Origin of the sequence: Streptomyces sp. RLB3-17, from assembly GCF_007113425.2 — a bacterium.
GTDB classification, from domain to species: Bacteria; Actinomycetota; Actinomycetes; order Streptomycetales; family Streptomycetaceae; genus Streptomyces; species Streptomyces mirabilis_D.
In genome coordinates, this window is record NZ_CP041610.2 from 1,916,417 (window position 1) to 1,935,018 (window position 18,602).

Consider the following 18,602-nt stretch of genomic DNA (forward strand, 5'->3'; position numbering starts at 1 on the left):
AGGAAGATCACGGCGCGGCTATTCCCGGGCCCCGGGAGAGTTCATACGGCCGCAATGATCGGGATCCCGCCCGGGCGCGGAGCACGGCCCGCGGCCACGTACGGTTGAATGCGTAAGCACCTGAATGCGTAAGCACCGATCACGCTCGATCCGCGGGCCGCCGCACGCGACGGCCTGGAGGCACCACCGCCATGAACGTCACCCGAGCCTTCACCGGGCGCCCCCGCGTCGACAACGCCGGACTGCCGCCCGGCCAGTACGACGCGGGCGACGACTGGCCCGTCCTGTCCGCCGAGGTCACCCCCGACCTGGCACCCGCCGACTGGACCTTCCGGGTCGACGGGCTGGTGGCCGAGCCGCGTACCTGGGACTGGGAACAGGCGCACGCCCTGCCCGGCTCGGCGTACGAGGGCGACATCCACTGTGTGACGAGCTGGTCGAAGTTCGGGGTGCGCTTCGGGGGTGCCTCCCTGGACGCGTTCCTGGACGCCGTACGCCCGGACACGTCCGCCACCCACGTGGTCGCCTACTCGCACACCGGGTACACCACGAACCTCCCGCTCGCCGACATCACCGGCGGTCGTGCCTGGATCGCCTGGGAGTACGAGGGGAAGCCGCTGCCCGCCGAACACGGCGGCCCGGCGCGGCTGATCGTGCCGCACCTGTACTTCTGGAAGAGCGCCAAGTGGATCGCGGGCCTCAGGCTCCTCGACCACGACGAGCCGGGCTTCTGGGAGCAGAACGGCTACCACGCACGCGGCAACCCCTGGGAAGAACAGCGCTACTCCGGTGACTGAGACGATGACCGACACGTTCGTACCCCCCACCCGGTTCGCCGTGCCCGGGCGGATCGCCGTGAGCAACCGGGCCGCCGCCACCTGGCAGACCGCGACGCTCACCGAGATCCGCCGGGAGACGCCGGGCGCCGCCACCTTCCGGTTCGCGGTGCCGGAGTGGACGGGGCATCTGCCGGGACAGCACCTGATGCTGCGGCTGACCGCCGAGGACGGGTACGTGGCGCAGCGTCACTACTCCCTCGCGTCGCCGCCCGACGACACCGGGCACATCGAACTCACCCTCGACCACGTCGAGGGCGGCGAGGTCTCCGGCTGGTTCCACACGGTGGCGAGACCCGGTGACTCGGTCGAGGTGCGCGGCCCGCTCAGCGGGTTCTTCGCCTGGCCCGGCGACCGGCCCGCGCTGCTCGTCGGCGCCGGCTCCGGTGTCGTACCGCTGATGTCGATGCTGCGCCACCACCGGGCCCGCGCGCTGGACGTGCCGCTGCGGCTGCTCGTCTCCGCGCGCGGCCCCGAAGAGCTCATCTACGCGCGGGAGTACGGTGCCGAGACCACGCCCGTCTTCACGCGCACCGCACCCGAGGGGATGGCCGTGGGACGGCTCGCGGCGGCGCATCTGGCGCCGCTGCTGGCCGAGCGGCCACCAGGTGGGTGGGAGGCCTATGTGTGCGGCTCCAACGGGTTCGCGGAGCACGCCTCGCGGCTGCTGGTGGAGGCCGGGCAGCCGGTGGACCGCATTCGTATCGAACGCTTCGGCTGAGACGTCCTCGTCCGTCGAACCCGGTCGGCTGAGACGTCCTCACCCGCCGAGCCCGGTCAGTCGAGACGTCCTCACCCGCCGAGCCCGGTCAGTCGAGACGTCCTCACCCGCCGAGCCCGGTCAGTCGTGCGGAACGACCGCCACCGGGCAGTCGGCGTGCCGGATCAGCGACCGCGCGGCGCGGCCCGGACCCCGGCCCGCGCGGCGCCCGACGACCAGCAGACCGGCCCGCGCGGACGCCTCCAGCAGACGGGGGCCGGGATCGCCCTCGACGCGGTGCTCGCGGACCGTGGTCCCGGGGAACCTCTGGCGCCACGGCCGCAGTGTGCTGCTGGGCAGGGTCCACGGATGCACCACGTGCAGCGGCGCGGAGCGGACCGCGGCCGTGTCGAAGGCGTAGCCGATCAGGTCGTCGGCCGAGGCGTCCGGATCGAGTCCGAGGACGACCGGCAGGTAGGGCGCCGTACTCGGCGGTGAGCCGTCGACGACGGGAACCCGTTCGTCCTCGGGGAGTTCGCCCGCGCGCACCAGGACGACCGGACGGTCGGCGCGGGCCGCGACGCCGAGGGCGACCGAGCCGACCGGGAACCCCGCGCTCCCCGTACGGCCGCGCGAGCCGAGGACCAGCGTCTCCGCCTCGACGGCCGCGGCGAGCAGCGCCGGGACCGCCGGTGTCGCGGTGCGGCGGGCGATGATGTCCAAGGCCGGGTGGGCGTAGGAGAGTTCGATGGCGGCCCGGTCGAGTGCCGCGCGGGTGCGCCCGGCGGGAACGTCGATGTCGTCGATGTCGTCCATGTCGTCGATGTCGAAGACGCCGCCGGGAACGGCCGGTTCGGTCCCCGCGTGCAGCAGCCGCAGGGGGAGCCGGCGGCGCTGCGCCTCGCGGGCTGCCCAGTCGGCCGCGTCCAGGCTGGATCGCGAGCCGTCGATGCCCACGGTGATCGTCCGCGTGTCGGTGCTCATGGCTCCCGCCTTCCCAGGGGGTGCGACCTCGGGCAACTTCCCCTCGTGCGGGGGTCGGTTACGCGCCAGTGCGCGTCGAGTGCTGCTGGATGGGCACAGGTCATGGTGGCTCCTGTTCGCTGCGTGGAGTGGTGCGCGGGTTCCACAGGAGGCGCGGATCAGTCACGCCGGGTGGGCCGAATCGTCCCGGTGCGGGGTCCGTTCGGCCCTCCGCGGGCGGGACCTTGGAGGCGAGGAGGTGAAGATGCGTACCCGGGTACGCGGTTGGCGCTGGCGCCGCAATCCACTGCGCCGCCGCTCGGACGTCGTCGAGGCGTGGACGGTACTGACCGTCGCCGTGCTGCTCTTCGTCGGTGCGCCGTTGGCCGGAGCCGCTGTGGGGTGGTGGCGGTACGAGAGCGCACAGGCACGGGCGGCGACGCAGCGGGCCGAGCGGCAGCGGGTGAGCGCCGTACTCGTCGAGACCGCGCCCGCGGCGGTGCCCTCGCCGCAGGGTGCCAGGCTGCCCACGTTCCGGGTGAAGGTGCGCTGGACCGAGCCGGGCAAGGGGCCCCGGACCGGTGAGGCCCTGGTCCCCGCGGGCGGGCAGCGCGGCGACCGCGTCGCGGTCTGGCTCGATAAGCGCGGCCGGAACGTCGGTCCGCCGGTGAGCACCGGCGCGGTCTGGCAACACGCGCTGACGACGGGCGTGTCGACCGCCGCGGGGGTCGTGGCCGTCGTACTCGCCTGGCACTTCGCCGTACGGCGGATCGCCGCGCGTCGCCGTCTGGCCGAGTGGGAGCGGGAGTGGGCGCGTACGGGGCCCAAGTGGCGACGGCACACGGCTTGATGGCGGGGGGAACCACCCGTCTTGACGGCGACTGCGCCGGATACCACCCCTCCCGCGTCTTTTTCGCGCACCCCGTACTGCGGTCCGGCGCCGGACGCGCCTACGGTGTCGGCAGCGGCCGGTGCGCCATCGACACGGGAAGGACGCCATGCCCACGCTGATCAACCTGTGCGAGGAGCCCGACTTCTGTCTTCGGTTCGTCAACGGGGGCCCGATGGCCGACCGCGCGGTCGATTCCGTACGCGCCCTGTCCCTGGCCGCGGCCGCGGGCGGCTCGCTGGGTGATGTGAGGGACGCGCTGGTGGTGATCGGTGACTTCTGGGCTTCCGGGCGGACGTCCGTGCACGAGGGGGTCGAGCCGTTGCTGCGTGAGCTGTCGCGACAGCGGGCCGCCGGACTCGCCGTGGTGGTCGGGCAGCACGGCGCGCAGTCCGTTCCGGTGGTGATCCGCAGCTCGGCCGTCCGCCTCGGCGTACCGCTGCTGACCACGACGAAGGAGCTGCACGACTGGCACGAACTGATCCCGCGGCTGCGCGAGTACCGCTACCGGCAGGCCGAATGGCACGCCGATCAGCTCACCGCGCTCCTGAACCGGCTTCCGGACCGGCTCGCCGACGCGCACACGGTCACGGACGCGGACACGGACGCGATGCAGCGGATCGCGGACTGGCTGGCGGCCGCGGTGGACGCCGAAGTGGTGGTCAGTGATCCCCTGCGCGGTGTACTGGCCGCGGCGCCCGACGTCCTCACCCGGCAGCCCCCTCGCACCGCCTTCCCCCGGACGCGGACGGAGTCGCTCCCGCTGGGCGCCGCCGGTTCCGGCGCGGTGCTGACGGTGACCCCCCGCCGTGCGCTCGACGACGTGCGCACCGAGTTGATGGGGCACGCGGCGAAGGCGCTGGGTCTCATCGACCGGACTCGGTTGCGGGACCAACTGGCGGAGACCCGGCGCGAGGTGCAGCTGAGCGTCCTGCAACTGCTGATGGTGGGTGAGGAGGTGGCGGCCCAGCGCGTACTGGCCGGCCTCGCACCGGGGCTGCTGGCGACCGAGTCGGTGCGTGTCCATGTGATCGACTGCGCGCGGGAGGACCGTGAGGTGGCGCTGCGGCAGGCGGAGGACGCGCTCGCCGGACGCGCGCTGCTGGCGCGGTGCCCGGTGTTCAATCACCTGATCGTGGTCGATCCGCTCCAGACGGACGAGGACGCTCCGGGCGGTGTGTGGCACACGCTGGAGGCGGTCGTCGCCGCACTGCCCGGGCACTGCATGGGCGGCAGCCGGGTGTACGCGCTGAGCAGCGTGGCGGACGCGTACACGCAGGCGGCCGGAACCCTCGTGACGGCGCGCAGGACGGCCGGCCGGGTCGCGCTCGCCGAACAGCGCGCCGACCTGATGGACGTCCTGCCGCCGGCCACGGCCCGACGGTGGGCGGGCACACTGCTGCGCCCGGTGCTCACCCTGCCGGCCGGGCAGCGCGAACAGCTCGTACGGACACTGGAGTTGGGGCTCGAGTTCCCGCACACGGCCGTCGGCCGCCTGCTCGGCATCCACCGCAACACGGTGACGCACCGCATCAGCAAGGGCTTCGGTCTGCTCGGCCTCGACCGCGGCCAGGTCCTGAACCGGGTGGTGGTCTCGACGGCGCTCCAGGTCGTCGTGAAGTACGGTCATGACGCGCACTCGGCCGACCCGGCGGCGGACTTCACCGCCATGGTGTCCGCTCCGGAGGTCCGCGCCTGGGCCGACTCGTTCCTCGAGCCGCTGCGGGCCGACCGCCGCGATCTGCTGCGCACGCTCCGGGTCTGGCTGGAGAACGACACCCACACCGGACGGACGGCCGCCGCCCTTGACGTGGCGCCGGTGACGGTCCGCAGTCACCTGCGGGCCGCCGCGCCGCTGATCCAGCGCCACCTGCCGGTGGGCCCGGACGAGACGGAGGCGCTCGACGGAAACGAGCACGAGCAGGCGCTCAGCGGCGTACGCCCGTTGGCGTTCGCGCTGCACGCCGGCACCGGCCGCCCCTTCCTGCCGGCCGCCTGAGCCCGCCCCTCACCGGCGCCGGACTGTGCACCGGTGAGGTGACGCGCCGCCGTCCTGTGCACCGGAACGGCTCCCGTCCGCCCCGGCGGCGCCTCCGGCGGCCCGACTGTGCACGCGTGACGTGGCACGGCGGGACGGCGCTTCCTAACGTGGCGCTCGCCCGCCCGACGCCGTGTCGGGGCCGGCGCGAAGGAGGTCTCCGTGAACGCCAACCGCTGGTCGCGCAAGAGCGAGGACGACCGGGCCGGGCGACGTGACTGCGGTTGGTCCGTGGCCCTGGCCCTCGGCCCCGGTGGCTGACCGAACGGTGGCCTGGCGGCCCTCCGGCGTCACACGTACGGTGTGATCATCCGCACCCGTGACGTCAAAAGGTGGTCCTTCATGGCCCAGTTCGACCTCCCCCTCGACGAACTTCGCGAATACCGCAGCGCGTCCGCCGAGCCCGAGGACTTCGACACCTTCTGGGCCAAGACCCTCCAGGAGACGCGGGAGCACGACCTCGACGCCCGCTTCGAACCCGTCGAGACGCCGCTCAAGACGGTCAAGGTGTACGACGTGACGTTCGCCGGGTTCGGCGGGCACCCGGTCAAGGGCTGGCTCACGCTGCCCGCCTGGGCGAACTCCGCCCTGCCCACCGTCGTCGAGTTCGTCGGCTACGGCGGCGGTCGCGGCCTCTCGCACACGCATCTGCTGTGGGCCTCGGCGGGCTTCGCGCACTTCGTGATGGACACCCGTGGCCAGGGCAGCGCGTGGGGCGGCGGCGAGACCCCGGACCCGGTGGGCAGCGCGCCCGCGTACCCCGGTTACATGACCCGTGGCATCGACGCCCCCGAGAACTACTACTACCGCCGGGTGTTCACCGACGGCGTGCGCGCGGTGGAGGCGGCCCGCTCGCATCCGCTGGTCGACGCGGAACGCGTGGCGGCCGTCGGCGGGAGTCAGGGCGGCGGGATCACGATCGCGGTGGGCGGTCTGGTCCCCGACCTGGCCGCGATCGCGCCCGACGTGCCGTTCCTGTGCGACTTCCCGCGTGCGACGACGCTGACGGACCGGCACCCGTACCGGGAGATCGGCAACTACCTCAAGACCCACCGCGGCCGCACCGAGGACGTCCTGCGCACGCTGTCCTACTTCGACGGGGTGCACTTCGCGGCGCGCGGGCGGGCGCCGGCCCTCTTCTCGGTCGCGCTGGAGGACCAGACCTGCCCACCCTCCACGATCTTCGCGGCCTTCAACGCCTGGGACCACGAGGACAAGAAGATCGAGGTCTACGACTTCAACGACCACGAGGGCGGCGGCCCCTACCAGGAGGCGGCCAAGCTGTCCTGGCTGCCCGCGCGCCTCTGACGCAGCCGTGCAGAGGTGACGGCGGGTGCTCAGCCCGCCGTTCCGCGTGGTACGACCGTCGCCAGGACCGCGGGCAGGGGGTACCAGTCCGCCGAGACCACGCTCGCGTGCTGCCGGGCGAGGAGGGCGACCCGGTCCAGTGCCTGGGCCTGGGTGGGGTTGGTGGCGTCGATGGCCGGGGGCACGTTCTGACCGTCGGTCATGACGACGAGGTAGTGGCGGTCGTCGTACCAGGCGGTGTCGATGGTGCCGTTCACGTAGGTGGCGGCGTCGCCGTCGAAGATCACGAACCAGGGGCGGATGGCCGGGTCCGTGTAGCGGGTGCGCGGGTCGCCCGTGGCCGCGTTGTGGACGGCGGGGAAGGCGGCCGCCTCGCGCAGCCGCCCGGCCGCGGCGAGGTCGCGGAGGTGGGTGGCGTACTCGCGGTCGGTCCAGAGCGAGTCGAGGGGGTTGCTCTCCTCGACGGTTCCGGGGATCAGCTCGACCATGAACTTGCCCGCGAGGGCCGAGCGGGCGGGCCAGCCGTCGGCGCGTACGGCCGAGTCGAGGTCGGCGTGGGAGCCGACGATGTCGGCGGGGCGCAACAGGGCGTCGCCGAGCTTCGCGGTGAGCAGGGCGTCCAGCTGGGCGGGGCCGCGGCCGTTGTTGGCCTGGAAGCCGTCCTTCATCTCGATCTTCAGCTGGATCGGCCGGTGGCCCGGGTGCGCGTCGTGCCAGGCCTTGATGTCGGAGAGGCAGCCGGCGAGGTCGCGGTTGCGGGACTTGGTGCGCAGTTCGGAGGCGTTCGCCGCGTTCTCGCAGTTGTTGTCGTTGCCGATCGGGTTGCTGTGCGAGACACGCCAGGAGGCGCCGAACACATTGGTCCACACGTCGAGTTCGAGCATTCCGGCGCCGGAGTCCAGCGCGTCGGCGAAGTACGTGTACTTGGCCTTGTCGTAGGAGTTGTGGACCCCGACCGAGGTGCTGGCGGAGTACGAGAGGTCCGCGGCGGTGGCGCCGGGGGCCGTGGTCAGGGCGAGGGCTCCCGCCGTCGCCACCGCGATCCCGGTACGCGCCAACACCCTCACATGTCTGTACATGCTCCCCTGCCTCCTGCGTCTCGGTGGTCAACCGACGTGCAGCGTAGGGGTGTTGGGTGACTTCCGGAAGATCCCGCGGTGAAGGACGACGGGCGACGACGACACATACGGAAGACGGATGCCGTCACACCGCTTCCCTCCAGTCCGACCAGTCGGTACGTTCGGGCCCGGAGTCCCGATGGATGACGGAGGTCCCATGACCCAGCCCGCGCCGCGTGTTCACGGCCACTGCGACGCCCGCTTCGCGGCGGTGCGCACCGCGTTCGAGGAGAACTTCCGGGATCGCGACGAGCTCGGCGCGGCCGTGACCGTCACGCTCGACGGCGAGTCGGTGGTCGACCTGTGGGGCGGTTGGGCCGACGCGGCGCGCACCCGGCCCTGGGAGCGCGAGACCCTGGTCAACGTCTGGTCGACGTCCAAGGGCCCGACCGCGCTGTGCGCGCACATCCTGGCCGATCGCGGGCTGCTCGACTTCGACGCCCCGGTGGCCGCGTACTGGCCGGAGTTCGCGGCGGCGGGCAAGGAGTCCGTGCTCGTACGGCATCTGCTGTCGCACCGCGCGGGGCTGGCCGGGCTGCGTGAGCCGCACGATCTGGCCCAGCTGTGCGACTGGGAGCTGACCGTGGAGCGGCTGGCGGCGCAGGAGCCGTGGTGGGAGCCGGGGACCCGGTCCGGGTACCACGCGCTCACCTTCGGCCATCTGGTGGGAGAGGTGGTGCGGCGGGTCTCCGGGCTGCGGCCGGGCGCGTTCCTGGAACGGGAGGTGACCGGGCCGCTCGGGATCGACTTCACCATCGGACTGCCGGAGAAGGAGACCGAGCGGGCGGCCGAGCTGGTGCATCCGCGGGTCGCGTCGAGCAGTGAACAGGCGGCGATCTTCGCCCAGTTGGCGCCCGCGGCGGTGGCCGCCCTCGCCAACCCGCTGGTCGGCGCCGCCGAGGCCAACACGGCCCGGTGGCGGGCGGCCGAGATACCGGCGGCCAACGGTCACGGCACGGCCCGCGCGGTCGCCGCGCTGTACGGGATCTTCGCCGGACGCGGGGCGTACGGCTCCCGGCAGGTGCTCTCCCCGGAGGCCGCGGAGCGGGTGCGCGAGGGGCAGGGCAGCTGCCGGGACCTGGTGCTCGGCGCCGGGTTCGAGCACGAGACGGAAACCGGTCTCGGACTGTGGCTGAGCGGACCCAATGGCTCGTACGGCCCCAACCCGAGGGCTTTCGGACATGACGGCTTCGGCGGCTCCTGTGGTCTCGCCGACCCGGAGTCGGGCCTCTCCCTGGGGTACGTCATGAACCGGATGGGCCCGCACATCGCCGACGACCCAAGGAAGATGGCGCTCGTGGACGCCCTGTACAGCGCGCTCTGAGGGCGCCCGCGACGCCCGGTGGGTGCGGGCTGAAACCGGCCGAACCGTCCGACCGCTCTTCCCTCGTGGTTTAGACCAATGCTAGATCTGGTGGCGCACAGAGCCCGCACGGCTACGTGTTGTCACCACGATCAGCACGCTCACCACGGTCACCTCTCAGGAGGCGCGGACATGGCCCGCACCACCAGTCCAACCAGCACCCACCCGTCCGACCAGGAGCCCCGCTACGCGCGGATCGCCGCACAACTGCTGGGCGAACTGCGCGACGGGACGGTTCCGCCCGGTGAACGACTGCCGGGAGAAAGGGAGTTGGCCTCGCGCTTCGGCGTCAGCCGCGAGACGGTGCGGCAGGCGCTGCAGCGGCTGCGGCACGACGGTCTCGTCTCCACCGACCGGCGCGGCAGCCACGCCACCCTGCCCGGCACCACGGCCGAGCACATCCCCTCGCTCGACTTCCCCGTCGGCGCGCACACCGCCGAGCCGTGCGCCGTCCACCGCGCCAGCGTCACCTGGGAGGCTCCCCCGCCCGAGCACGCCGAGGCTCTGGGACTCGCGCCGGCCCGGCCGACCCTCGTGCATCGCTACGAGTCGGCCGCGGCGGACGGCAGCGGACTGCGTACGGCCGTCACCTCGTTCTCCGCCGTCGCCGTGACCGAGGTCGAGGAACTCGCCCGCTACCGCGACCGCGCGGACGGCTGCGCGTCGGCGCAGTTGCGGCGGGCGTACGACTGGATGCGCAAGGCCGGTCTGACCCTGCACCACCGGGACGCGATCACCCGGCTCCCGCAGTCCGTGCGGGTCACCCGGCGCGTGCACGATCAGTACGACCGGCCCCTGGAGATCACCGAGCTGGTGGTGGAGGCACAACAGGACGCGCTTGTCTACGAGTTCACACTGCCGGCAGCGGGGTGAAACCGGTCCGAGGACGCAGTCACGTGACAGATCCCAGGAGCGCCGTACGCGACTAGGTTCGGGACATGACCACCAACGACGCACAGCAGATCGAGCGGGCCAACGCCACGGGCCGCGTCCCGGTCGTCTTCGTCCACGGCCTGTGGCTGCTGCCGAGCAGCTGGGACCGGTGGACCGCGCACTTCGAGCAGGCGGGCTACGCGCCGGTCTCCCTGTCCTGGCCCGACGACCCCGACACGGTCGAGGAGGCCAACGCCCACCCGGAGGTCCTCGCCGGCAAGACGGTCGGGCAGGTCGCCGACCATCTGGAGTCACTGATCGGCGGCCTGGAGAAGAAGCCGGCGGTCATCGGCCACTCCTTCGGTGGACTGCTCACCCAGATCCTCGCCGGCCGGGGCCGGTCCGCCGTCTCGGTGGCGATCGACCCGGCACCGTTCCGGGGCGTGCTGCCGCTGCCGATCTCGTCGCTGCGCTCCGCCGCGCCGGTCCTGGGCAACCCGGCCAACCGGCACCGGGCCGTCCCGCTCACCTTCGACCAGTTCCGTTACGGCTTCGCCAACGCGGTGAGCGAGGAGGAGGCCAAGGAGCTGTACGACACGTTCGCCGTACCCGCGCCGGGCGCCCCGCTCTTCCAGGCCGCCACGGCGAACTTCAACCCGTGGACCGAGGTCAAGGTCGACGCCGAGAACCCCGACCGCGGCCCGCTGCTCATCATCTCGGGCGAGAAGGACCACACCGTGCCGTGGGCGATCGCGAACGCCTCGTACAAGAAGCAGCAGCACAACCCGGGCGTCACCGAGATCACCGAGATCCCGGGCCGTGGACACGCGCTGACCATCGACCACGGCTGGCAGGAGGTCGCCGACACCGCGCTGGAGTTCGTCCGCCGCTTCGCCTGACCTCCCGCGACAGCGCGGGTCAGCCGGAACCTGAAGCGGCATCCGAAGCGGCGGCGGAGGCGCCGCCGCTTCGGGTGGCCACGACCATCCGGCATCGCGGGCTGCCGTCACGCCGCCACCCGAACTCGGGCAGCGCCAGGAGCTCCACCTCGAACCCCGCCCGCCTCAGCTCCCGCTGTACGTCGCCGAGCCGGAACGCCCGGTAGTACATGACGAACGGTGGCCGCCAGACCGCGTTGCGCACCCGCATCGCCGCGTCGAAGCCCCACAGGGCCCAGTACCACGGCGAACTCGGGCGCGGCGGGGCCGTGACGGGGAACGCGAAGCGGCCGCCCGGTCGCAGGACGGAGTGGACCTGGGCGAACAGCCCCGGCAGCTCGCGCGGCAGGAAGTGCCCGAACGCGCCGAAGCTGACGACGAGGTCGAAGACGGAGCCGAAGGGCAGGGCACGCGCGTCACCCCGTACCCACGCGAGGCGCGGCGACATCCCCTGGTCCACGCCCTCGTACGATCCGGGGCTCGCCCCCGCTCGCGCGCCGGGCCGCGGGCGCGTTTCGGCGCCGGGGAGCGCGACCCCCGGCGCGTCCGCTTCCGTACGCTTCAGTCCCCCCGTACCCGTCCGCTCCCGTCCCACGGCCAGCATCCCCGCGCTGATGTCGACCCCGGTGACCCGACCCCGGCACAGTCCGCTCAGCACCTCCATGCCCGCGCCCGTGCCGCAGCACAGGTCGAGACCGTGGTCGAACGGGCAGATGGGGCCCAGTGCGCGGGCCACGGCGTCGAGGATCGCGTCCGGAGTCCGGAACGGCGTGTGGTCGAACTTGGGCGCGAGCAGGTCATAGCCGTGCTCGACGGAGGACAGGGCCTGCGCGGCGAGTTCGCGGAGGGTGGGACCTTGCGGGGTGAACATCGCCCTCAGCTTAGGGGCAGCGCGCGCCCCGGGCGCCGGTCTAGGGTCCCGTTCATGACTTCGTTCCGTCCCGCCCCCGCCTGGCTGGCCGACGCCGTCTTTTACCAGATCTATCCGCAGTCCTTCGCCGACTCGAACGGCGACGGCATCGGCGACTTCGACGGGATCGCCGAGCGCCTCGACCACCTCGCGTGGCTGGGCGTGAACACCGTGTGGCTGAACCCGTGCTTCGTCTCACCGTTCCGCGACGCCGGGTACGACGTCAGCGACTACCTGGCCGTCGCACCGCGCTACGGCTCCCTCGACGACCTGGCCAAGCTGGTCGACGAGGCGGGCCGGCGCGGCATCCGGGTCCTGCTGGATCTCGTGGCAGGGCACACCTCCGACGAGCACCCGTGGTTCGAGGCCGCCGCGCACGACCCGACCGACGACCGGTACATCTGGGCGGCCGAGGGCCGTCCCGACGGCTTCGTCCCCTCCCCCGGCACCCGTCCGGGCGCGTACCTGCCGAACTTCTTCGCCTTCCAGCCCGCCCTCAACTTCGGCTACGCGCGGGCGGATCCGGCCGAGCCCTGGCGCCTGCCGGTCGACGCCGAGGGGCCGCGCGCCAACCGGGCGGCGCTGCGCACGATCATGGACCACTGGCTGGGTCTCGGCCTGTCCGGCTTCCGTGTCGACATGGCCGCCTCGCTCGTCAAGGACGATCCGGACAAGACGGAAACCGCCAAGGTCTGGGCCGAGTTGCGCCACTGGCTGGACGACGCGCATCCGGACGCGGTGCTGCTCTCGGAGTGGGGCGAGCCGGAGGTGTCCGTCCCGGCGGGCTTCCACGCGGACTTCTTCCTCCAGTTCGGCGGCCCCACCGACGGCCTCGCCCTGCGCTCGCTGTGGAGCAACGGTGAAGGGACGGTCAACGAGAGCTGGGACCCGCTCGACTGCTTCTTCGACCGGAGTGGCCGGGGTTCGCCGCGCCCCTTCCTCGAAGCCTGGGAGAAGGCGGCCACCGCGCTCGGCGCGAGCGGTTTCATCTCCCTGCCCACCGCCAACCACGACTTCTCCCGCCTCAACTGCGGCCCGCGCACACCCGAGCAACTGCCCGCCGCCTTCGCGTTCCAGCTCACCTGGCCGACGCTCCCGGCGATCTACTACGGCGACGAGATCGGCATGCGCCACCTTCCGGGCCTGCCCGACCAGGAGGGCAGCGTCCTCGGCCCCCGCTACAACCGCGCGGGCTCCCGCACACCGATGCAGTGGGACGAGGGCCCGAACGCCGGTTTCTCCACGGCCGCGCCGGACCGCCTCTACCTCCCCGTCGACCCGTCGCCCACCCGCCCGACCGTCGCCGCCCAGCGCGCCGACGACACCTCGCTCCTCCACCTCGTACGCCGCCTCGTCACCCTGCGCACCCACACCCCACAACTCGGCTCCCGGGGCTCGGTGGAGGTGCTGCACGCCGGCCATCCGTTCGTGTACCTGCGCGGCGGACGGTACCTCGTGGTCATCAACCCACGGGAGCGGAGCGCGAGTTGTGCCTACGACGGCGCCCGCGCCGGGGTGCCCCTGGAGGCCGACGGGGTCACGGTGAACGGCTCCACGATCACCGCCGAGGGCTTCGCGTACGGGATCTTCGACCTGGGCGCCGACCGCTAGTCGCCGTCCCTGCCCCGGTCCAGGAACGCGCACACCGCCTCCGTGAACGCCTGAGGCGCCGCGCTGTGGATGAGGTGTCCGACGGGGATCGTGACGACTCGCCCGCCGGGGACGCGGCGGGCGAGTTCGGCGATGCCGTCCTGGGGCACGTGGCTGGCGGGTCCGCCGGCCAGCACCAGTGTGTCGGCGGTGATCCTGCTCAGTCCCTCGAGCCAGGCCGGGTCGGGCGTGTCGATCTGCCTTCTGATGGCCACCACCATGTCCCAGTCGAAGGTGAGTTCGCCGTCCGGCCTGGTCGGGGTGGTCTTCTCGCGGGGCCACGGAACCGGCACGTCCTCCAGGACGAGCCGGCTCACCCGCTCCGGTCGCTCCTGAGCGAGCAGGTAGGCCACGACCCCGCCCATGGAGTGTCCGATCAGGTCCACCGTGCCGAGTCCCAGGACGTCGAGGAACCGGAGCACGTCGGCGCGCATGAGTTCGAGCGAGTACTCCCCCGGCCAGTCGCTCCGCCCGTGGCCGCGCAGATCGAGCGCGTAGACCCGTCGTCCGCGGGCGAGGGCGGGCACGACCTCGCCCCAGTCGGTGCTGTCCTCCCCGAGCGCGTGCAACAGGACGAGCGGCGCGGCTGACTCCTGCCCCCACACCCGGCAGACGAGCCGGACCCCTCCCACATCAACCGTACGGTGATCAACCATGCGGGAGAGGATATGCGTCGGTCGTCGCCCGTCGGCCCCGGCGTCGGAGGCCCCGGCGGCTCAGCCGACCGTGAGGACGATGGCGCCGGAGTAGACGCCTCCTGCCTCGATGGCCGTCTGCGTGCCGTCGACCGTCATGGTCACGGACTTGCCGCTCGCCGCCCGCACCGCCGCGTCGGCGGCGAGCGTCAGCCTGGTCAGGTGCGAGGTGCCGGTCACGGTCCAGGTCGAGCCGCTGTTCAGCCGGACGATCACGCCGTTGTTGACGGCGGGCTTGACGGTGTTGGTGACCTGACCCAGCTCGTAGAAGTTCGAGGAGTCGATCGTGTCGACGCGGTGCTTGGCCTCCGTGGCCGAGATGACGCCCCGCACGGTCGAGTCCTCGAAGGTGAGGACCATGTTCTTGCCCGCGCGCACGCCGTTGTAGAAGTCGCCCGCCAGCGCGATGGAGGTGAAGGTGGCGGCGCCGTCGGCCGTGTGGACCGAGGTCGGGTCGAAGGAGCCGTCCTTGGCGGGGTCGCCCGTGGGTTCGGTGTAGACGCCGACGTTCATCATCTTGCCGTCGACGTTCACCGGACCCGGGTCGTCGCTCTCGATCATCTGCAGGATGATCCCGTTGCCGGGGTTGAGCTGCGCGCCGTCCGAACCGTCCACCGTGATCGAGGTCTGCTGCCCCTTGTTGAGGAAGGTGGTCTGCGCGGAGGTGATGACCGTGCCGCCGTCCAGCTTCAGGGTGCCGGCGCCGAAGAACATGAAGCCGAAATGGCCCGAGTTGACGACCGTGATCCGGGCCGGGACGGCCGCGAGTTCGGCCTTGGTCAGGCCGAGGCCGAGCGAGAAGTTGAGCGCCGCGACGGCTTCGCGGGTGCTGTCGCCGTAGTGGATGGAGGCGGCCGGGCCCGCGCAGATGGTGGCGTAGCTGCCGACGTCGAACTGCGAGCCGAGCACGCGGACGGTGGCGTCCCCGATGGCGTAGGTGCCGTAGCCGTACGTTCCCGTGTTGCCGACGCTGCTGTTGATCGCCGTCAGCTGGAGTCCGCTGCCGCCCTCCACCGACAGGGCTCCCCAGGTCTCCGAGTGCACGGTCGAGTTGATGTACGTCGCCTTGGTGCCGGCGCCGATGAGGTTGGTGGCGCGGACATTGCCGTCCAGGCCCAGCATCCACGGCACGGACTCCATGTACGGGGTCTCCACGGTCGCCCGGTAGTCGGCGGGGAGCGTGCCGTTGCGGGCCCGCAGGCGGGAGTTCTTCACGATGACGTTGGCGCCGTCGTCCGCGACGACCGTCGTGCGCACCACGCCCTTGTTGGTGATCCTGGCGCCGTCCACGACGAGTGTCGTGGCCGAACCGGTGCCGACGACCGCGGCGCCGTATCCCGCGAAGTCGCAACGCCCGTTGCCCGTGAGGGAGATGGCGGGGCTCTTGAGCGTGTAGGTGCCGTCCTTCACGAAGACACCGTCGAAGCACTCGCCGGTGGAGGTGATCGCGACGTTGCGGGCGAGGGTGTCGGTGAGGGTGCCGCCGCCGACGCCGGACAGGACGGACTTGGCGCGGTCCACGCCGTCGGCGCCCACGTAAAGGGCCTGCCGGAAGGGGAAGGTGACGGTCTGGTAGGTGACCGCGTTGGCCTCCGCCACGGTGAGCACGATGTCGCCCTGGTAGGTGCCGGCGGAGATCAGCGTCTCGGTTCCGCCCGTCTCGGTGAGGAGCTCCCCGGTCTCGACCCCGTCGACGGTGAGGGTGACGCTGTACCCGTCGGGCGCGGTGACCTTTCCGCCTTCGGCTATGGACAGTTCACTCACGCGCGTGGTCGCCGAGAGCTGGTACGCCTCGCCGGCCCCCACGGAGATCTTGTCCGCCTTGGTCGTCTTCGCGGTGGATCCCGCGGCCAGGGCGGGGGTCGCCGAAGCGAGCAGGGCTCCGGCCGTGGCCGTACCGGCGATCAGGAACGAACGTCGGGTGATCAGCGTCATCGCATGCCTTCCCAGAGATCGAGTGCGCGATTGCGCAGCGTGACCGGCCGGCCGTCGGATTCATGAGGGGCGACGGCTCGGGCGGAGGCACCAAAGGTGCGCGTGAGAAAGTCAATCAGCCCTGCACACAAGGGAATAGCCACCTTGTGGACACATACCGGAGGGCGATGTCTCGGATCGTGCGGCCCGCTTCATGGCCGTCACACAGCGTGTTCACAGACGGGTCGGCGGGGAGCACACGTCGGTGCGGCGGACGACCTGGAGCCGTCCGCCGCACCGTGCCCACCGTGCTCGCCGCGCCCGGGACTACGCCGGTGCGACCATCCCCGCCGACAGGTCGATGTCCGCCCCGCACAGCCCCGGCATCGCGAGCATCGCCACCAGCGCCCGGGCGACCTCGTCCTCCTCCACGAGCCGGCCCAGCGCGGCGCGCGAGGCGAAGTCCCGCTCGGCGGCCTCGACGCTCGTCCCGGTCAGCTCTGCCGTCAGCCGGAAGTTGCGATCCATGCGCGGCCCCCGAACCGGCCCGGGAGAAAGGGAGTTGACCGCGACACCGTGCGGCCCGACCTCGCCCGCCAGCGTCCGGGTCAGACCGAGGAGCGCCATCTTGGAGGCGGTGTACGGGGTGCGGTTCAGCAGCGGCCGCTTCCCACTCACGGAGGCGATGTTGACGATGTCACCGCCGCCGGCCGCGATCATGGGCGGCAGGAAGGCTCGGCACATCAGGTACACCCCGCGGACGTTGGCGGCGAACACCTCGTCCCACTCCTCGGGCTCGACGTCGGTGAGCGGGCGTACCGGTCCCGCGACTCCGGCGTTGTTGACGAGCAACGACACCTCCTCGTCGGCGAGTTCGAGGGCCAGGGCGCGCACCGACTCCGGGTCGGAGACGTCACACACCGCCGTACGGGCCCCTCCGCCCGCCTTGGCCACCCGCGCCGCGGCGTCCGCGAGAGCCCGCTCGCCGCGGCCGACGAGGATCACCCTGGCCCCGGCTCCCGCCAGGGCGAGCGCGAAGGCCCGCCCCAGCGGTCCGCCGCCGCCCGTGATCAGTGCCGTACGCCCGTGGAGGGTCATGCCGTGTTCCACGGCAGTTCGTCGCCCGCGGCCTTCGCCGCCCGTACGTCACCGGAGCGGGCGTGCCCCTCGAACAGCTCGACGCGGGAGGCGCGCCCGCACAGCCGGCCGAGCAGGGCCCCCGAGCCGGTGTCCGTGACCTCCTGATAGGTGACCGTCTTGAGGTACTTCCCCACCCACAGGCCACCGGTGTAGCGGGCGGCGCCCCGGGTCGGCAGCACATGGTTCGTGCCGATGACCTTGTCGCCGAAGGACACACAGGTGCCCTCGCCCAGGAAGAGCGCGCCGTACTGCGTCATCCTGCGCAGGGCCTCGCGCGGCTCGGCGGTCAGGACCTCGACGTGCTCGAAGGCGAACGCGTCGGCGAGCGCGTACAGCTCGTCGCGGGAGTCCACGACGTGCACCTGCCCGTGGTCGCGCCAGGCGGGCTCCGCGAAATCGCGCGTGGGCATGCCGGGGAGGAGCCGCTCGACCTCGGCGATGGTCTTCTCGGCGATCTCGCGGGAGGTGGTGATCAGGACGGCCGGGGAGTCGGGGCCGTGCTCGGCCTGGGAGAGCAGGTCGACGGCGCACACGAAGGGGTCGGCGGCGCTGTCGGCGAGGACCAGGATCTCCGTCGGGCCCGCGAAGAGGTCGATGCCGATCTCGCCGAACAGCTGCCGCTTGGCCTCGGCGACATAGGCGTTGCCCGGCCCGGCGATCAGGTTCACCGGCTCCATCGTGTCCGTGCCGACGGCCATCGCGGCGACGGCCTGCACCCCGCCCAGCAGCCAGATCTCGTCCGCACCCGCGAGATGCGCGGCGGCGACGGTGGCCGCGGGGACCTCGCCGTGGATCGGGGGCGTACAGGCGACGACCCGCGGCACGCCCGCGACCTTCGCCGTGACGATGGTCATGTGCGCGGACGCGGTGAGCGGGTAGCGGCCACCGGGGATGTACGCGCCCGCCGCCCGCACCGGAATGTGCTTCTGCCCGAGCCTGACGCCCGGCAGGGTCTCCACCTCGAACTCGCCCATCGAGTCGAGCTGGTGGCGGGCGAAGGAGCGCACCTGGTCCTGCACGAAGCGGATGTCGTCGATGACCTGGCGCGGAACCGAGGCGACGATCTTCTCGATCTCCTCGGCGGAGAGCCGGAAGGCGTCGGGGCTCCACCGGTCGAACTTCTCGGAGTACGCGCGCACGGCCGCGTCGCCGCGCTCGCGGACGTCCGCGATGACGCCCGCCACGGTCTCGCGCACCTGGTCGAGCGAGGCGGTGACCTCCGCCCCCGGTACGGCGTGCTTCAGGATCGTTGCCACAACTGCGGCCT

At 72.2% G+C, this 18,602-nt stretch carries 16 protein-coding genes; 9 read left to right on the forward strand and 7 right to left on the reverse strand.

All coding sequences use genetic code 11. From position 1 onward, the window contains the following. Positions 1-191: 191 nt before the first annotated feature. Both FNV62_RS09115 and FNV62_RS09120 read left to right on the forward strand, forming a co-directional pair. Positions 192-797, forward strand: coding sequence for a sulfite oxidase-like oxidoreductase (locus FNV62_RS09115; protein ID WP_097283402.1), 606 nt, complete (start codon positions 192-194; stop codon positions 795-797). A gap of 4 nt (positions 798-801) precedes the next feature. Then, positions 802-1,557 (forward strand): ferredoxin reductase, encoded by a 756-nt coding sequence (locus tag FNV62_RS09120; protein WP_144315025.1) that lies wholly within the window; start codon positions 802-804, stop codon positions 1,555-1,557. Between the two features lie 120 nt (positions 1,558-1,677). On the opposite strand, the gene FNV62_RS09125 is transcribed toward FNV62_RS09120, so the two are convergent. Then, positions 1,678-2,520 (reverse strand): universal stress protein, encoded by an 843-nt coding sequence (locus tag FNV62_RS09125; protein ID WP_144315027.1) that lies wholly within the window; start codon positions 2,518-2,520, stop codon positions 1,678-1,680. Between the two features lie 244 nt (positions 2,521-2,764). Here FNV62_RS09125 and FNV62_RS09130 point away from each other — a divergent pair, with 244 nt between their 5' ends. The 3 genes from FNV62_RS09130 to FNV62_RS09140 all read left to right on the forward strand — a co-directional run bounded on the left by FNV62_RS09130 (position 2,765) and on the right by FNV62_RS09140 (position 6,734). Beyond that, entirely contained in the window at positions 2,765-3,349 is a 585-nt protein-coding gene (locus FNV62_RS09130) for a hypothetical protein (protein ID WP_097288791.1), read from the forward strand. A gap of 148 nt (positions 3,350-3,497) precedes the next feature. Further along, positions 3,498-5,387: a hypothetical protein gene (locus tag FNV62_RS09135; protein ID WP_143600589.1), complete on the forward strand. Its 1,890-nt coding sequence runs from the start codon at positions 3,498-3,500 to the stop codon at positions 5,385-5,387. A 381-nt stretch (positions 5,388-5,768) separates the two neighbouring features. After that, a complete protein-coding gene (locus FNV62_RS09140; protein ID WP_143607340.1) occupies positions 5,769-6,734 on the forward strand; it encodes an acetylxylan esterase in 966 nt (321 codons plus the stop codon). Positions 6,735-6,763: 29 nt separating this feature from the next. On the opposite strand, the gene FNV62_RS09145 is transcribed toward FNV62_RS09140, so the two are convergent. Next, complete coding sequence (locus FNV62_RS09145) at positions 6,764-7,813, reverse strand: phosphatidylinositol-specific phospholipase C domain-containing protein (protein ID WP_143607341.1); 1,050 nt, start codon at positions 7,811-7,813, stop codon at positions 6,764-6,766. A 196-nt stretch (positions 7,814-8,009) separates the two neighbouring features. Here FNV62_RS09145 and FNV62_RS09150 point away from each other — a divergent pair, with 196 nt between their 5' ends. The 3 genes from FNV62_RS09150 to FNV62_RS09160 all read left to right on the forward strand — a co-directional run bounded on the left by FNV62_RS09150 (position 8,010) and on the right by FNV62_RS09160 (position 10,987). Continuing rightward, positions 8,010-9,176 carry a serine hydrolase domain-containing protein gene (locus FNV62_RS09150; protein ID WP_143607342.1) on the forward strand — a complete coding sequence of 389 codons (1,167 nt, stop codon included), beginning with the start codon at positions 8,010-8,012 and terminating at the stop codon, positions 9,174-9,176. 171 nt (positions 9,177-9,347) lie between these two features. After that, a complete protein-coding gene (locus FNV62_RS09155; protein ID WP_143607343.1) occupies positions 9,348-10,088 on the forward strand; it encodes a GntR family transcriptional regulator in 741 nt (246 codons plus the stop codon). A 65-nt stretch (positions 10,089-10,153) separates the two neighbouring features. Continuing rightward, positions 10,154-10,987, forward strand: a complete 834-nt coding sequence (locus FNV62_RS09160; RefSeq protein WP_144315029.1) for an alpha/beta hydrolase — start codon at positions 10,154-10,156, stop codon at positions 10,985-10,987. Between the two features lie 19 nt (positions 10,988-11,006). Here the strand turns inward: FNV62_RS09160 and FNV62_RS09165 are convergent, their stop codons facing one another. Then, a complete protein-coding gene (locus FNV62_RS09165; RefSeq protein WP_144315030.1) occupies positions 11,007-11,897 on the reverse strand; it encodes a class I SAM-dependent methyltransferase in 891 nt (296 codons plus the stop codon). A 54-nt stretch (positions 11,898-11,951) separates the two neighbouring features. Between FNV62_RS09165 and FNV62_RS09170 the strand changes: the two genes are divergently transcribed. Further along, positions 11,952-13,547, forward strand: a complete 1,596-nt coding sequence (locus FNV62_RS09170) for an alpha-amylase family glycosyl hydrolase (protein WP_143612646.1) — start codon at positions 11,952-11,954, stop codon at positions 13,545-13,547. Here FNV62_RS09170 and FNV62_RS09175 read toward each other — a convergent pair. From FNV62_RS09175 to hisD, 4 genes are all read right to left on the reverse strand, one after another. Further along, positions 13,544-14,242: an alpha/beta fold hydrolase gene (locus FNV62_RS09175; RefSeq protein ID WP_144315032.1), complete on the reverse strand. Its 699-nt coding sequence runs from the start codon at positions 14,240-14,242 to the stop codon at positions 13,544-13,546. The two genes, FNV62_RS09170 and FNV62_RS09175, sit on opposite strands and share 4 nt — an antisense overlap. A gap of 60 nt (positions 14,243-14,302) precedes the next feature. Next, a complete protein-coding gene (locus FNV62_RS09180) occupies positions 14,303-16,216 on the reverse strand; it encodes a hypothetical protein (protein WP_144315033.1) in 1,914 nt (637 codons plus the stop codon). Positions 16,217-16,522: 306 nt separating this feature from the next. Continuing rightward, entirely contained in the window at positions 16,523-17,293 is a 771-nt protein-coding gene (locus FNV62_RS09185; RefSeq protein WP_144315035.1) for an SDR family NAD(P)-dependent oxidoreductase, read from the reverse strand. Then, the gene (gene hisD, locus FNV62_RS09190; RefSeq protein WP_144315037.1) at positions 17,290-18,591 is read right to left on the reverse strand and encodes a histidinol dehydrogenase; all 1,302 of its coding nucleotides are present in this window, start codon (positions 18,589-18,591) and stop codon (positions 17,290-17,292) included. The genes FNV62_RS09185 and hisD overlap by 4 nt, the downstream gene beginning before the upstream one ends. Positions 18,592-18,602 lie beyond the last annotated feature (11 nt).